Source organism: Clostridium sartagoforme AAU1 (genome assembly GCF_000401215.1).
In the GTDB taxonomy this organism is placed as follows: domain Bacteria; phylum Bacillota; class Clostridia; order Clostridiales; family Clostridiaceae; genus Clostridium; species Clostridium sartagoforme.
Map to the genome: position 1 here is coordinate 23,540 of NZ_ASRV01000133.1, position 14,274 is coordinate 37,813.

At 27.3% G+C, this 14,274-nt stretch carries 14 protein-coding genes and 1 pseudogene; 12 read left to right on the forward strand and 3 right to left on the reverse strand.

Annotated elements, in window-relative coordinates:
* Positions 1-4 precede the first annotated feature (4 nt).
* The 6 genes and pseudogenes from A500_RS10825 to A500_RS10850 all read left to right on the forward strand — a co-directional run bounded on the left by A500_RS10825 (position 5) and on the right by A500_RS10850 (position 4,327).
* Positions 5-685, forward strand: a complete 681-nt coding sequence (locus A500_RS10825) for a response regulator transcription factor (RefSeq protein WP_016207627.1) — start codon at positions 5-7, stop codon at positions 683-685.
* Between the two features lie 111 nt (positions 686-796).
* Positions 797-1,531 (forward strand): M15 family metallopeptidase, encoded by a 735-nt coding sequence (locus A500_RS10830; protein ID WP_016207628.1) that lies wholly within the window; start codon positions 797-799, stop codon positions 1,529-1,531.
* A gap of 239 nt (positions 1,532-1,770) precedes the next feature.
* On the forward strand, positions 1,771-2,352 hold the full coding sequence (locus A500_RS10835) for a hypothetical protein (RefSeq protein ID WP_016207629.1): 582 nt from the start codon (positions 1,771-1,773) through the stop codon (positions 2,350-2,352).
* Positions 2,353-2,783: 431 nt separating this feature from the next.
* Positions 2,784-3,340 (forward strand): annotated as a pseudogene (locus A500_RS10840) (cadmium resistance transporter).
* A gap of 105 nt (positions 3,341-3,445) precedes the next feature.
* Entirely contained in the window at positions 3,446-3,910 is a 465-nt protein-coding gene (locus A500_RS10845; protein ID WP_016207630.1) for a GNAT family N-acetyltransferase, read from the forward strand.
* Between the two features lie 48 nt (positions 3,911-3,958).
* Positions 3,959-4,327 (forward strand): ACT domain-containing protein, encoded by a 369-nt coding sequence (locus A500_RS10850; RefSeq protein WP_016207631.1) that lies wholly within the window; start codon positions 3,959-3,961, stop codon positions 4,325-4,327.
* Between the two features lie 139 nt (positions 4,328-4,466).
* On the opposite strand, the gene A500_RS10855 is transcribed toward A500_RS10850, so the two are convergent.
* Positions 4,467-4,817 (reverse strand): hypothetical protein, encoded by a 351-nt coding sequence (locus tag A500_RS10855; RefSeq protein ID WP_157453652.1) that lies wholly within the window; start codon positions 4,815-4,817, stop codon positions 4,467-4,469.
* Between the two features lie 438 nt (positions 4,818-5,255).
* Between A500_RS10855 and A500_RS10860 the strand changes: the two genes are divergently transcribed.
* The 4 genes from A500_RS10860 to A500_RS10875 all read left to right on the forward strand — a co-directional run bounded on the left by A500_RS10860 (position 5,256) and on the right by A500_RS10875 (position 9,136).
* Positions 5,256-6,401, forward strand: a complete 1,146-nt coding sequence (locus A500_RS10860) for a M20 peptidase aminoacylase family protein (RefSeq protein ID WP_016207633.1) — start codon at positions 5,256-5,258, stop codon at positions 6,399-6,401.
* Between the two features lie 233 nt (positions 6,402-6,634).
* The gene (locus A500_RS10865; RefSeq protein ID WP_016207634.1) at positions 6,635-7,108 is read left to right on the forward strand and encodes a hypothetical protein; all 474 of its coding nucleotides are present in this window, start codon (positions 6,635-6,637) and stop codon (positions 7,106-7,108) included.
* A complete protein-coding gene (locus A500_RS10870) occupies positions 7,101-8,444 on the forward strand; it encodes a TrkH family potassium uptake protein (protein WP_016207635.1) in 1,344 nt (447 codons plus the stop codon). Before A500_RS10865 ends, A500_RS10870 begins: the two co-directional genes overlap by 8 nt.
* 38 nt (positions 8,445-8,482) lie before the next feature.
* Complete coding sequence (locus A500_RS10875) at positions 8,483-9,136, forward strand: potassium channel family protein (RefSeq protein ID WP_016207636.1); 654 nt, start codon at positions 8,483-8,485, stop codon at positions 9,134-9,136.
* A gap of 73 nt (positions 9,137-9,209) precedes the next feature.
* On the opposite strand, the gene A500_RS10880 is transcribed toward A500_RS10875, so the two are convergent.
* Together A500_RS10880 and A500_RS10885 are read right to left on the reverse strand one after the other, a co-directional pair.
* Complete coding sequence (locus A500_RS10880) at positions 9,210-9,908, reverse strand: response regulator (RefSeq protein ID WP_016207637.1); 699 nt, start codon at positions 9,906-9,908, stop codon at positions 9,210-9,212.
* A 39-nt stretch (positions 9,909-9,947) separates the two neighbouring features.
* Positions 9,948-11,396 (reverse strand): sensor histidine kinase, encoded by a 1,449-nt coding sequence (locus tag A500_RS10885; RefSeq protein ID WP_016207638.1) that lies wholly within the window; start codon positions 11,394-11,396, stop codon positions 9,948-9,950.
* 308 nt (positions 11,397-11,704) lie between these two features.
* Between A500_RS10885 and uraA the strand changes: the two genes are divergently transcribed.
* Both uraA and A500_RS10895 read left to right on the forward strand, forming a co-directional pair.
* Positions 11,705-12,994, forward strand: a complete 1,290-nt coding sequence (gene uraA / locus A500_RS10890; RefSeq protein ID WP_016207639.1) for a uracil permease — start codon at positions 11,705-11,707, stop codon at positions 12,992-12,994.
* 216 nt (positions 12,995-13,210) lie between these two features.
* Positions 13,211-14,119: a DMT family transporter gene (locus tag A500_RS10895; protein ID WP_016207640.1), complete on the forward strand. Its 909-nt coding sequence runs from the start codon at positions 13,211-13,213 to the stop codon at positions 14,117-14,119.
* Positions 14,120-14,274 lie beyond the last annotated feature (155 nt).

A 14,274-nucleotide genomic window follows, 5' to 3' on the forward strand; every position in this document is an offset into this window, starting at 1 on the left:
TGATATGAAGAAAAATATAAAAATACTGGTAGTTGAAGACGATATTGCCATTAGAGATTTAATATCAATAAACTTAGAGATTTATGGATATAATGTTATAACAGCAGAAGATGGAGAAGATGGAAAAGAAAAATTTGATTCTAATGAAATTGATTTAGTTCTCCTTGATGTTATGCTTCCTAAAATAGATGGGTTTGAATTAATTAGTATTATAAAGACCAAGGATATTCCCGTGATTTTTATTACAGCTAAAGATTCAGTAATGGATAGAGTAAAAGGATTAAGATTAGGTGCAGATGATTATCTAGTTAAGCCTTTTGAAAGTATAGAACTTTTGGCAAGAATTGAAGCTGTGTTAAGACGGTATAATAAAAATGATAATAATGACAAAAGTTGTAATATTATTAAGTTTAAGAATATTGAAATAGATATAGATAAAAGACTCATAACTTCAGATGGTAATCAAGTAGATATAACTTTAAAAGAATTTGAATTAATGATACTATTTCTAAATAATTGCAACATTGCATTATCTAGAGATCAAATATTAAACAAAGTATGGGGATATAATTATTATGGAGGAACTAGAACTGTAGATATACATATTCAAAGATTAAGAGATAAGTTAAATTTGAAAGATAATATAAAGACTGTATATAAAGTAGGTTATAGATTTGAAAAGTAAATTTCATCTATATTAAAACTATATAAATAATATTTTACAACTTTGATACAAGTAATATATTATAAAGAAAAATTCCCTTGTTATATTAAAGTACGAAGGGAAGTGATTAGTATGTCTAAATTTAAAAAAAGAAGAATAAGAAGAATAAGAAGAATGATATTATTAGGGATAACTTTTATTTTATCTACGATTATAATCGAAAAGCTTATAAAAATACAAAATATAAATAATGAGCAAATAAATATATCAAAAGGGGAAACTAATTTTGAAAGTAAATCTATAAATAATATTAATAATAATATAAAAAGTATTATATTGGTTAATAAAACTTTTGGCTTAGAAAAAGGATATGAACCTGAAGATTTAGTAGAGATAGAAGTAAAATCTAATAAAGAGATTTTATTAAGAAGAGAAGCAAATAAAAATTTGGAAAGAATGTTTGAAGATGCTAAGAAAGAAGGAATAAATTTATTAGCAGTCTCAGGATATAGATCATATGAATATCAGGAGGATGTTTATAATAATGAAGTTTATAACAATGGAAAAGAGTATGCTGATAAGTATGTAGCCAAGCCAGGATATAGTGAGCATCAAACTGGTCTTGTAGTTGATGTTTTGGCAGTTAACTATACAAAGATGGACGAAAATTTTGAGAATACTAAAGAATGTATGTGGCTCCATAAAAATATTCATAAATACGGATTCATTCTTAGATACTTAAAGGGAAAAGAAAATATTACGGGCTATAATTATGAACCATGGCACATACGTTATGTTGGTACTGAGCATTCACTTAAAATAAAAGAAAAAGATTTAACATTAGAAGAGTATTTAGGTAAAAGTTAATATTACTGATTATTTAAATATATATATAGACAATTAAAATAAAAGAAGGCCTATAGAACTTTGTAGTTATTATAAGGTTTTATAGGCTTATCTAAAGTTATTAATTATTTCTTCATAGTTTCAAGTATATTAAGTAATAAATTCACAGTGATATTATATCCTTTATAGCATATTATGTATTATATGGTTAAGTCTTGACCTTCTGATAAATAGATTATTGTGAAGTTGTGGTGATAGAAATGAGTAAAAATAATTGTAATCCATTTGCAGGTGGAAAAGTACCCCCTTGTAGCGCTTTTTTAGGTAATACTAATCCAATAATTAAAGATGGACAATTAATTTTCACAAATGATAATAGAGTTTTTTATTTTATAAGAACAACATCCAATACCAGCGATTCTAGTAATAATTCTCAACTTGGCACTTCAAATGTACAAACAAATTTACAAATTAGCTTAACTACATTTTTGGTAGGTTTATATATAAATGAAGTACAGCTTGGAAATATTAGTCACTCTAAAAAAAATACAATACATAATGATATGGCGGCAAATGACTTTATTAATAGCACACTTGAAAATAATCCAGAAGTAAATGTTGATTATACACCATCATTAGTAATTGTTGTATCTAATACAAATGCTATTCTTTCAATATATACTAATACAATAAATATTACTCCATTGAACTACTATATATTATTTATATTGAATAGATTAGAGAATCATCCAGGCTTATTTTTTGGAAATAATGCTTATGCAACTGAAGATCCAATAAACTTTAGTTTAGCAGCTTTAGCACTTAGATTTCCTTTTGATTAAATAAAACTTCAAACTATCTTTAAGTATTCTAATTAGTATGACACCAAGAGAATTACCTAGTTCTGAAAAAGCCTTATTTTATTAATATAATTTAAAATTTTAAAATCTCGCTATAATGCAATGAAAAAGATAATGATTATACAGAAATAATTATTAAAACTCCATATATTAAAAATTCCATTTTGAATTCATTGTTACTGTCTAAATAGTACTTAAGGTAAAAGAATATACATAAAGCAAGAACTAGAATTGCTATAAGATATGCTATAATATTAAGAAAAGAAAATATAACTACATTATATGGGGGATAACATGAGTGGAACAATAATAACAGCATTAATTTCATTTGTATGTACTAATGTCGATGATATATTTATACTTATGCTATTTTCTCGAAAATAAATAAAAGTATAAAAGTATATCATATAATTTTGGGACAGTATTTAGGTATATGTGTTTTACTTATAATAAGTATTATAGGAGCTTTAGGGATATCTATAGTTCCACCTAAATATGTAGGGTTGCTTGGATTATTCCCTATATATTTAGGTGTAAATGAATATTTTAAATATAAAAAAGAAAGTAAAAAGAATGAAAGTGAAAATCAGAAAGAAAAGCAAGATACAGATTTAAATAAAATAACAGAAAACTATAATAATAGTATAGCAATAGTTATAAAAAAAGTTATCAATCCGAGTGTTTTTAAAGTAGCTAGTGTGACTTTAGCAAATGGGGGAGATAATATTGGAATATATATACCACTTTTTCAAATATGAATTCAATAGAAATTTTTATAACAATAATAACATTTATTTTTCTTATAGCAATATGGTGCTATATTGCTAAAACTTTATCAGAATATAACTTTATTAAAAAAAATATTGAAAAATATAAGCATATAGTTATACCAATAGTATTTATAGGGTTAGGAATATTTATAATGGTAGAAAGTGACACAATACCATTAATATATAATAAAATATTTTAGTGTAACAAAAAATATAAATTTTACCAAGTTATTTGAAAAGTGAAAAATTAAATACTATTTCTATATTAAAAAGACAAATAAGAAGTTTTAGAGGAGATATTAAAAATGGTACATACAACATTGAAGAAATTATGTGATTATCCTGAATATTTGGAAAAGGCAGCTTGTTGGTTCTCAGAAAAATGGTGTATTTCAGTTGACGCGTACAAAGAAAGTATCCAAGAATGTATTGATTTAAAAATGGGAGTACCACAATGGTATATTGTTTTAGATGATAAAGAAGAAATTATCGCAGGAGCAGGAGTTATAGAAAATGATTTTCATGACAGAAAAGATCTAAAACCTAATTTATGTGCTTTGTTTGTTGAAGAAAAATATCGAAATCAAGGAATAGCAAAGTATATTTTAAATTTTGTCAAAAGAGACTTAGGGAATATAGGTATTAAAAAGCTATATTTAGTAACAGATCATACAAAATTTTATGAAGAATGTGGCTGGGATTTTCTAACGATAGTAAATGGAGATGGTGGAAATCTTCAACGAATGTATATTACTTCTACATCACACTAAGGTTTAATGGTTTAAAATATAAAATAACTAGAAAGGGAATGTAATGTTATGGAAATAAAAATAATAGATCAAGATTTTTCAATATGTAAAGTCGAAGATTTATCACAAATAGATTATTCAAATGAGTTTTGCTTTATTAGTAAGACAGACGAAGAGTTATCAATAGTATGTAGCACAAAATTGATACCAGCAAATGTGATTCAATGTGATAATGGATGGAGGGGATTTAGGATACAAGGTATATTAGATTTTTCTCTTATAGGAATTTTGTCAAAAATATCTACATTATTAGCAGAAAATAAAATTGGAATATTCGCGGTATCAACTTATAATACAGATTATATATTTACTAAGGAAGTAAACTTTGACAAAGCAATAAAAATCCTTAAAAGAAATGGATATATAATAAAAAATTAAGCAAAAGCACTTATTATGCTATTGCTTAATTTTTATTAAAATTCAAATATACATATTAAATAGTGAAAGAAATATATTTATATTTCTTTTAAAATTAGGAAAATAACTTTTTTTATATTTAAAAAGAAATTATAATACCTTATTTCTTAAAAATTATCAGATCACAACTATCTCCTGTTATAGTTATAAAATAAGGTATTTTATTGATTTTTTTTATTATTTTTATTTTGAAAACAAAATAAATTCTAAAGATATCAAGATTATAAGCAACGAGATTAGCATCTGAAAAATAAGCTTTTACTTTTCTATCATTAGCATAATAAGCATAAGGAATTTTTGATAAACCAGCACCATAACCTTTATTACTAATCATATCTACAAAATTAGATAAAATAAGTATATCTCCAACATCTATATTTTCGGAGTCTAAAACTAGAGTTAAGTCACCAATTTTGTTTTTACTTATAATACTAATATCATTAATATCCACAAATTTTTTGAGTGATAAGTCATATATTTTCATAATAATTATATCTACATACCTATGTATGTTCCTCCAAAGACTTATTTATATATAATATATTTAATAAATATAATTTATGAATGAATTATAAAATCGCATTGAAAACTGTAAGTATATGTAATTATTATAGCTTTGAGAGGAGGTAGACAAGATTAAGAGTTAAGTTTTAATTTTGTAACCCAAATAAAAAAATTAAATGATGTAAAAAATAGATAAAGTACTTATAAGGTAATTAAAGAGGAAAACAGAAGTTTGAATATAAAGAAAGTTGTAGATAAGGTAAATTTTTCTAGGAAGTGAGAATAATATAAATCAAGGAATATTAGACGAGAGATTTAAAAATTAAATAATATATAAACGAATTCTTAAGATAGCTTGATTCAAGCTGAGAGAGGAGGCATAAAAGTGACAGTATTTATAAATGAAAAGGAATTAAGTGATAAATTAATTAAATATAGACGTGAATTACATGAAAATCCTGAATTGTCTATGGAGGAGTATGGAACTACTAAACGTATTCGTCGGTGGTTAAAGGAGGAAGATATAGAAATATTAGATTTGCCTTTAGCAACAGGAGTTGTTGCAGAAATAAAGGGGGATTATTCAGGCCCAATTATTGGTTTAAGAAGTGATATTGATGCACTGCCAATTTTAGAAACAACAGGTTTACAATTTTCATCTAAAAATTTTGGTGTAATGCATGCTTGTGGGCATGATTTCCATACTGCATCAATTTTAGGAGCAGCCATTATTATAAAAAATCGTAAATCAGAATTACACGGAACTGTCAGAATTATATTTCAGCCAGCAGAAGAAAATGCAAAAGGTGCTAATATAATTATTAAATCAGGAGCACTTGATAATGTGGAAGCTATATTTGGAATGCATAACAAACCAGATCTCCCAGTAGGTACAATAGGAATAAGATCAGGTCCACTTATGGCAAGTGTAGATAGATTTGAGATAGATGTGGTTGGAGTAGGTGGACATGCTGGAATACCTGAAAAAACTATTGATCCTATCATAGTAGCAAGTCAAATCGTTTCTGGATTACAAACAGTAGTAAACCGTAACTTAAGTCCGTTTAGTAATGTTGTTATCAGTATAACTCGTTTTCAAGCAGGTAATACTTGGAACGTAATACCGGAAAGAGCAGAGCTTGAAGGTACAGTAAGGACATTTCAAGATGATATTCGCCAAATTATTCCCAAATTAATGAAACGAAATGTAGAAGGAATCGCATCAGCCTTTGGAGCAAAGATAGATTTTAGATGGTATTCTTATTTACCTATTGTTAATAATTCAGAGAAGTTTATAAAAGTAGCTACTGAAGCAGCAACAGAATTAGGATATAATGCTGTATTAGCAAATCAAAGCACTGGAGGTGAGGATTTTGCATTATATCAAAATAAAGTTCCAGGATTTTTTGTTTGGATGGGAGTTGGAGGAGAGAAAGATTGGCATCATCCTTCTTATAATTTAAATGAAGATTCATTAATTATTGCTGCTAATTACTTTTCTAACTTAGCAATTAAGGTACTATTAGGTTAATTGTATTAAGTTATATTTAAGAAAGGCTTTTGAATTATATAATTTAAAAGTCTTTCTTATCTGTGTCAAAATATTAAACAATATCTAAGGTGTTAAAAAAACGTTAAGAAAATTATGTCTAAATATAATGAAATAATAATACTAAAATATAATATTAAACCTAAAATTTATACGTTTAGAGTTATTATAGAGAAGAATTAAATCATTTTATGTATTAAATTAGGGGGAGTAGTATGGAATATATTTTAGGATTGATAATATTAATTATGATATTTCTAGGTTACCGGGTTATGAAAAAAATTGATGATTTCTTGGAATTGCCAACTACTTTTCCAAAAGAAAAGAAATATGTGGATTATGGAGGAGTTATACTTGTTTATGGAAAATCAGATTTTGCAGATGGGATTTTAAATATTCTTGAAGAAAATGGTGAGCCATATGTGCACATTAATGATGTAGGCATAATAAATTTTGAAGAATCTTATATATGTTTTTTAGCAGTAGATAGTGATGATTATAAAAATCTCATAATGAGCAGAAATATAGAAATAGGGTCTAATATTAGTAATCAAGTGCTCTTATGTAATGATTTACTTTATCAAAATATATTTTATAGAAATAATGTACCATTTGTTTATGTTAACGATGGTCCGGAAAAAATGATTATGCTTGCTAAGCAAAGAATTAAGGTGACAAAAAATGATTAAAAAATGGATTAACAATTTAAGTTATACACGTATTATTGCATTCAGCTTTCTTTTAGTTATAGTAGTAGGAAGTATTTTTTTATGTTTTCCTTTTTCATCACGAAATAGAGAATGGACTCCATTTATAGATGCATTATTTACTGCAACAAGTGCAACAGGGGTTACTGGTCTTATTGTATATGATACATTTACTTATTGGTCTATATTTGGACAAATAGTTATACTACTTATGATACAAATTGGTGGTATTGGATTAATGACTATAATTAGTATGTTTGCTATTTTTGCTAAAAAGAAAATTGGACTTCATGAAAGAATGATATTAATGCAATCATCAGGAAATATGCGCATTAGTGGTATTGTAAAGCTAGTAAAACGAATTATTATGGGAACAGTTATCTTTGAAGGAGCTGGAGCAGTTATACTTGCAAGTAAGTTTATTCCTAAAATGGGGTTTTGGGAAGGACTTTACAATGGTATATTTCATTCTATATCTGCTTTTTGTAATGCGGGATTTGATCTCATGGGAAAGTACGAAGAATTTTCTTCTTTTACAGGTTATGAAACAGACATGATTGTAAGCATTACAATAGTGATATTAATTATAATAGGTGGAATTGGTTTTTTAGTATGGGATGATATACTAAAAAATAAATATCATTTTAGAGAGTATTCACTCCATTCTAAAATAGTAATTATAACAACAGTAGTATTAATTACCCTAGGAACTGTAGGATATTATTTGTTTGAAGCAAGTACTAATTTAAGAGAATTAACAATACCTGAGAAGATTATTTCTTCATTATTTATGTCAGTTACAACAAGAACAGCTGGATTTAATTCAATGGATCTTACTACATTATCAGAATCAGGAAGTATTTTAACTATGATACTAATGTTTATTGGTGGAAGCCCTGGATCAACTGCTGGTGGTATAAAAACAACAACATTAGCAATAGTAATAATTGCAGCCTTTTCAATGTCAAAAGGGAGAAATGATGTAACTGTCTTCAAGAAGCAACTTGAAGAAAGCCTTATAAAACAAGCTGCTGTCATAACATATGTTTATTTAGCAGGAGTATTAACTGCAACAATGATTATATGCTTTGTAGAAAAAATAAGTGCTTCTACTGTAATGTTTGAAGTAATATCTGCAGCAGCAACAGTAGGACTTTCAAAAGGAATAACACCGTCTCTCGGAGTTTTTTCAAAAATAATATTAATAGTGCTTATGTATGGTGGAAGAATAGGTGGGTTATCATTGTTATTAGTATTTGGAGAAAAAAAGAAGGAAGCTCCATTAAAAAGGCCGCTTGAAAAGGTAATGATAGGTTAATTATATATTTACATATAGATAATGAAATGGAGGATAAAATGAAATCAATACTTGTAATTGGAATGGGAATTTTAGGAAAACATCTTGCAAGTAAAATGCAGGAACTTGGAAATGATGTAATGATTGTTGATAAAAGTGATGAAGTAATTCAAGAATTATCACCAATATTTAAGGACTCCTTTGTTGGAGATTGTACAAAGGAAGGTGTATTGCGATCCTTAGGAGTTAATAATTTTGATTACTGCTTTGTAGCCATTGGTGAAGATTTTTATGCTTCTTTAGAAATTACATCAATATTAAAAGAACTTGGAGCAAAATTTGTTGTATCAAAAGCTAAGAGAGAGCGTCAAACTGAGTTTTTAAAAAAGGTAGGAGCTGATGAGGTTTTTTATCCTGAAAAGGAAATTGCAGAAAAACTTGCAGTAAGATATAATGCTACAAATATCTTTGACTATATAGAACTTACTTCTGAATACTGCATATTAGAAATACCAATAGCACCTAATTGGCTTGGAAAAACTATCGAAAATATTAATGTAAGAGCTACATATAAGGTTAACATTATTGCAATAAAGAATAAAAATTCATTAAATCCAGCACCAGGTGGAAAATATGTGTTTAAAGAAGATGACCATATAGTAGTAATGGGGCTTTCTACTGATGTATTTAGACTTTCTTCGAAAACAGAATAAAGTAATAAAAGGTTGCTGCACAAATTAAAATATTCTAGATGATGAATAGAAGTATAATTGTGCAACAACCTTTTTATTTTTTATCTGTGAATCTATAGCCTATTCCAATTTCAGTAAGTATAAAGCGCGGATGGGAAGTATCATTTTCAATTTTACGGCGTAAATTTGCCATGCAAACACGTATGCTCTTCGAATCACCACTTTCTGAATAGCCCCATACTTCCTTCATAATTTGCCTGTGAGTAACAACCTTTCCACAATTAGAAACTAGTAAAAAAAGCAATTTATATTCAAGTGGTGTAAGGTGAATTTCCTTTTGCCCAAGAAATATTCGTCTTCTTTCGGTATCAACTGTAAGATCATCAAAATGGTAAATACTTTCTGGTTGAATAAAATTCTCTCTAACAATGAAACGTTCCATTACACGAACTCTAGCAAGAAGTTCACCCATAGAAAAAGGTTTTGTAACGTAATCATTAGCGCCAGCATCAAGGGCTGAAATTTTATCATTATCAAATTCTCTAGCAGAAACAACAAGTATAGGTATTTGTGAAACATTTCGTATTTCTTTAATAATCTCATTACCATCCATATCTGGAAGACCAAGGTCAAGCATTATGATATCTGGTGATTGTGTACAAAACGCAAGAATACCATCCTTTCCTGTAGGAGCAGATATTACTTGGTAACCTTTTGCCTTCAAAGCCATGGACATAAAATTAGTAATTTTGGAATCATCTTCTATAATTAAAATAGATTTAGTTTCAATCATATTATAATAAAACTCCTCTCTAAAACTTAAAAATTATTTCTATTCTTTTTCATAAGGTAAAGTAATTTTAAAAGTAGAACCACCATATTCATTATTTGATGCTAAGATAGAACCTTGGTGAGCTATTACGATTGCTTTACATATTGAAAGTCCAAGTCCCACTCCTCTTCCTTTATCAGCAACATGGGTTGGCATGGTTATAAAACCATTGAAAATATCATTAAGTATAGCAGGATCAATACCATAACCGTTATCTGATACTTGAAATACCATAAGTGAATTTTCAGGATAAGCACTAAGCATAATTTGTGAATTATCTCCAGAATGCTTAAAAGCATTATCAATTAGATTTATAATTACTTGCACAAAAAGTTTACCATCAACATTAACAAGAAAAATATCATCAGGTATAGAAATGGAAAGTCTCGTTAAGTCATAAAAGGATGGAAGACGAGAAACAGCCTGATTAATAAGATCATCAACGGATTCATAATTAGTGTTAATGGTAAATTTCCCATCAGTAATTCGTGTCATATCTAATATATTTTGAACAGTCATAATAAGCCATGAAGATTCTTCATTTATATCTGATGCAAGTTTTTGAATTTCTGTATTAGTTAGTGAATTAATATGTTCCATAATAACGTTACTTGCTCCCATTATTCCTGTTAGTGGAGTACGTATATCGTGAGAAATACTTCTTAAAAGAGTACTTTTTAGATGCTCACTTTCCATATCAAGTTTAATTTTTTGGCGCTCAAGATAAATATACTCACGATCAAGAATAAGAGCCATTTGATAAACTATTGTATTTATTATTTTACTAGTATCTTCTGTAAAAGGCTCACAAGATCGAAATATAATAGTTCCAATCTGATTTGAAACTCCTTTTATAGGCATTTCATAATCAAATGAATTGTTAAAATCAGATAGACTATTTGGTGTGTGAAAAAAGTCTTTACAACCTTCAAATTTATTGGAATCAAGTTTAATAACACAAGAAAGCCCAGTTTTTTCATAGATGCATTTTAGTGCATTATTAGCAATATTTTCAGTACCTGCAAGATTTAAAAAACTTTCTGTGATTTCATACATAAACTGGGCAGTACGTTCATTCTGCTTTGCTATTTTAGTCTGGTGTTGAAATTTTGATGACATAATGCCGCATATAAGTGCAGCTATTAGAAAAAATATAATTAAAAGAATATCTTGTTTATTACTTATTGCAAGAGAATATAATGGCTCTGTGAAAAAAAAATTAAACAAATAAACACTAATTATTGCACTAAGAAATCCATAGATATATCCTCTTGTAGCAACAGTAGAAATAAGAACTCCTATTAAGAAAATCATAAGAAGATTCTCTTTATGTACTCCCCAATAGTTTAAAAGTAATGAGGAAGAAGTTGCTATAGTACATATAATAAATACAATCATTATACAAAATATATGGTAATGAAGGTTTTTTATTTGTATAGCTCTATACATATGTCTACCTCCTTTTCTAATAAAGAAAATTATAACATAAGAATTTTCTTTTTTGATAAGAGAAGAATAACTTTAGCACAAATTTAACACCACTTATGATAAATTAAAAATTGTAACAACTTTTTATACATTAAAATATACACTATTATAACTCCTAAATAATATACTCGTAAATGATATAAAATAAAAATTAAAAATAAAGTATATTAAAAATTAAAAAAATATGTTGTATTTAAGCGAAAAAAATGATATATTTTATAAAAATACTTTTAATTTAGTTCTGAGAGACTAAGAAGGGGGATAATCATATGAAAAAAGTATCAGAAAATGAAGTTTTAATGGTTGATGTCAACGAAAAAGTTCCAATGGGGAAGGCGATTCCATTAAGCATACAACATCTATTTGCAATGTTTGGAGCATCTATTTTAGTTCCTATCTTATTTAACATTGATCCAACAACTGTATTATTCTTTAATGGAATAGGCACATTGCTTTATGCCTTTATAACAAAAAGAGGGATACCAGCTTATTTAGGATCAAGTTTTGCTTTTCTAGCACCAACGTTTTTATTATTTAGTGAGGGTTATAATTTTCAAACTGTACAAAGTGGCTTTGTAGTTTCAGGTCTTGTTTTTTCAATAGTAGCAATTATTGTAGGTTATACAGGGACAGGTTGGATTAACAAATTATTTCCACCGGCAGCAATGGGGGCGATAGTTACTATAATAGGACTAGAGCTTGCTAGTACTGCAGCTGATATGGCAGGATTTCCAGTTGGAGGATCAAATTCACCAGAACTTAATACAACTTGGGTTATAGTTTCAATGATTACACTTATAACAGTTATATTGAGTAATGTATTATTAAGAGGATTTTTAAAAGTAATACCTATTTTAATAGGAGTTATTGTTGGTTATATAACAGCTTGCTTTATGGGGCTAGTAGATTTTAATGCTATAAATAATGCAACATTCTTTACAATACCACAAATAAAAATAGCTAAATTCGACATGACAGCTATATTAACTATACTTCCAGCTACATTTGTAGTAATAGCAGAACATATAGGACACTTAAAGGTTACTAGCAGCATAGTAGGTAAAGATTTATCAGAAAATCCAGGACTTCATAGATCATTATTAGGCGATGGATTATCAACTGTAATCTCAGGCATGTTTGGTTCAGTGCCAACTACCACTTATGGCGAAAATATAGGAGTTATGGCCTTAACAAAAGTATATAGTGTATATGTAATATGTGGTGCAGGAATAATTTCAATAATATTGGGATTTTCAGGTAAGCTTTCAGCTATAATAAGTACTATTCCAACTCCAGTAGTAGGTGGTGTAAGTTTATTATTATTTGGAACTATAGCAACATCCGGACTTAGAACCTTTATAGAAGAAAAAATAGATTTTTCAAAATCAAGAAATTTAATTCTTACATCAATCATATTTATGGTAGGATTAAGTGGTATAAAATTAACTATAGGAGTTGTAGAGTTAAAAGGAATGGGACTAGCAACTGTAGTAGGAATCGCTTTAAATTTAGCATTTATAATATTTGATAAATTAGGAATTATGAACGAAGAAGCATAATTAATAGTTATTTATAATAGTAAAAAGTTTATTCTAAAAATGAATATATAAAATTATATAAACTTTTATTATAGAAAAGCATGTTAATTTTTATTAATTAACATGCTTTTTAACGTTTTAGTTAGATTTGTTAGTGAATAGATGTAATTAGCCAAATTATGTAGTAAAATAAAACTAGTATTGGTAAAAATTTATTAAGAAATAGAAGGCGATAATATGAAAATTAAAGGTATTTTATTTACAATACTGTCAGCAATAATATTTGGTTTTACACCTGCTCTAGCAAACATAACATATAAATTAGGGAATAATTCTTTATCTATGACCTTTTTTAGAAATTTACTTGCTATTCCGATTTTATTTTTTATATTAAAACACAAAAAAATTTCTTTAAGAACTGAAAAGAAAGAAGTAAAGAATATATTTATTCTTAGTTTAATAGGCGTTGCTTTAACTACAGCCTTATTATATAGTTCTTACTCATATATTGGAGTAGGAGCAGCTACAACATTGCATTTTATGTATCCAATTTTTGTAGCAGTAACATGCAAATTATTTTTTAAAGAAAGTTTAGGTAAAAGTAAGGTTTTAGCTTTGATAATTTCATTACTTGGTGTATTACTTTTTATGGATATGAAAAATGGTAGTAATATATTAGGAGCATTAATGGCTTTAATATCAGGAATAACTTATGCTTTTTATATAGTATATCTTGAAAAGCAAGAGTTAGTAAAAATAAATCCCTATAAATTATCTTTTTATATAGTTTCTTTTACTTCCGTTGAAATGATAATAGGTAATATTTTGGGTAGATATATAAGATTTAATCTTTCTTTAAAAGTTTATGTTCTAATGATAATTATCTCATTATTAACATCAGTAGTAGCTATTATACTATTTCAGTTAGGTGTATCAATTATAGGGGCTACGTCTGCTGCAATATTTTCCTTATTTGAACCAATCACTAGTATAATTAGTGGATTATTATTATTTAATGAAACTCTAAGCATAAAAAAGGTTTTAGGATGTATAGTTATTTTTATAGCAGTTAGTTATTTGGCATTAGAATCAAAATTAAAAGATCAGAACAATAATGAAATAAATAGCGAATATTTAGACGTATAAAATATATCTTGTGTATTATATTTTTTCTTTAAAAAGAGAGAAGGATATCATATGAGATAATAATAGTATAATTATATAAACTAACTAAAGTAGANATATATCTATAATACTAATAGATGAGTGTACGTAAGTAAAGAATACTAGGTGTGGTCGGC

Excerpts from the sequence above, each read along its gene's own strand:
- A500_RS10835 (WP_016207629.1), top strand. The coding sequence starts at position 1,771 with ATGAGTAAAAATAATTGTAATCCATTTGCAGGTGGAAAAGTACCCCCT.
- A500_RS10880 (WP_016207637.1), bottom strand. The coding sequence starts at position 9,908 with ATGATTGAAACTAAATCTATTTTAATTATAGAAGATGATTCCAAAATT.
- A500_RS10850 (WP_016207631.1), top strand. The coding sequence starts at position 3,959 with ATGGAAATAAAAATAATAGATCAAGATTTTTCAATATGTAAAGTCGAA.
- A500_RS10870 (WP_016207635.1), top strand. The coding sequence starts at position 7,101 with ATGATTAAAAAATGGATTAACAATTTAAGTTATACACGTATTATTGCA.
- A500_RS10875 (WP_016207636.1), top strand. The coding sequence starts at position 8,483 with ATGAAATCAATACTTGTAATTGGAATGGGAATTTTAGGAAAACATCTT.
- A500_RS10895 (WP_016207640.1), top strand. The coding sequence starts at position 13,211 with ATGAAAATTAAAGGTATTTTATTTACAATACTGTCAGCAATAATATTT.
- A500_RS10845 (WP_016207630.1), top strand. The coding sequence starts at position 3,446 with ATGGTACATACAACATTGAAGAAATTATGTGATTATCCTGAATATTTG.
- uraA (WP_016207639.1), top strand. The coding sequence starts at position 11,705 with ATGAAAAAAGTATCAGAAAATGAAGTTTTAATGGTTGATGTCAACGAA.
- A500_RS10865 (WP_016207634.1), top strand. The coding sequence starts at position 6,635 with ATGGAATATATTTTAGGATTGATAATATTAATTATGATATTTCTAGGT.
- A500_RS10825 (WP_016207627.1), top strand. The coding sequence starts at position 5 with ATGAAGAAAAATATAAAAATACTGGTAGTTGAAGACGATATTGCCATT.
- A500_RS10885 (WP_016207638.1), bottom strand. The coding sequence starts at position 11,396 with ATGTATAGAGCTATACAAATAAAAAACCTTCATTACCATATATTTTGT.
- A500_RS10830 (WP_016207628.1), top strand. The coding sequence starts at position 797 with ATGTCTAAATTTAAAAAAAGAAGAATAAGAAGAATAAGAAGAATGATA.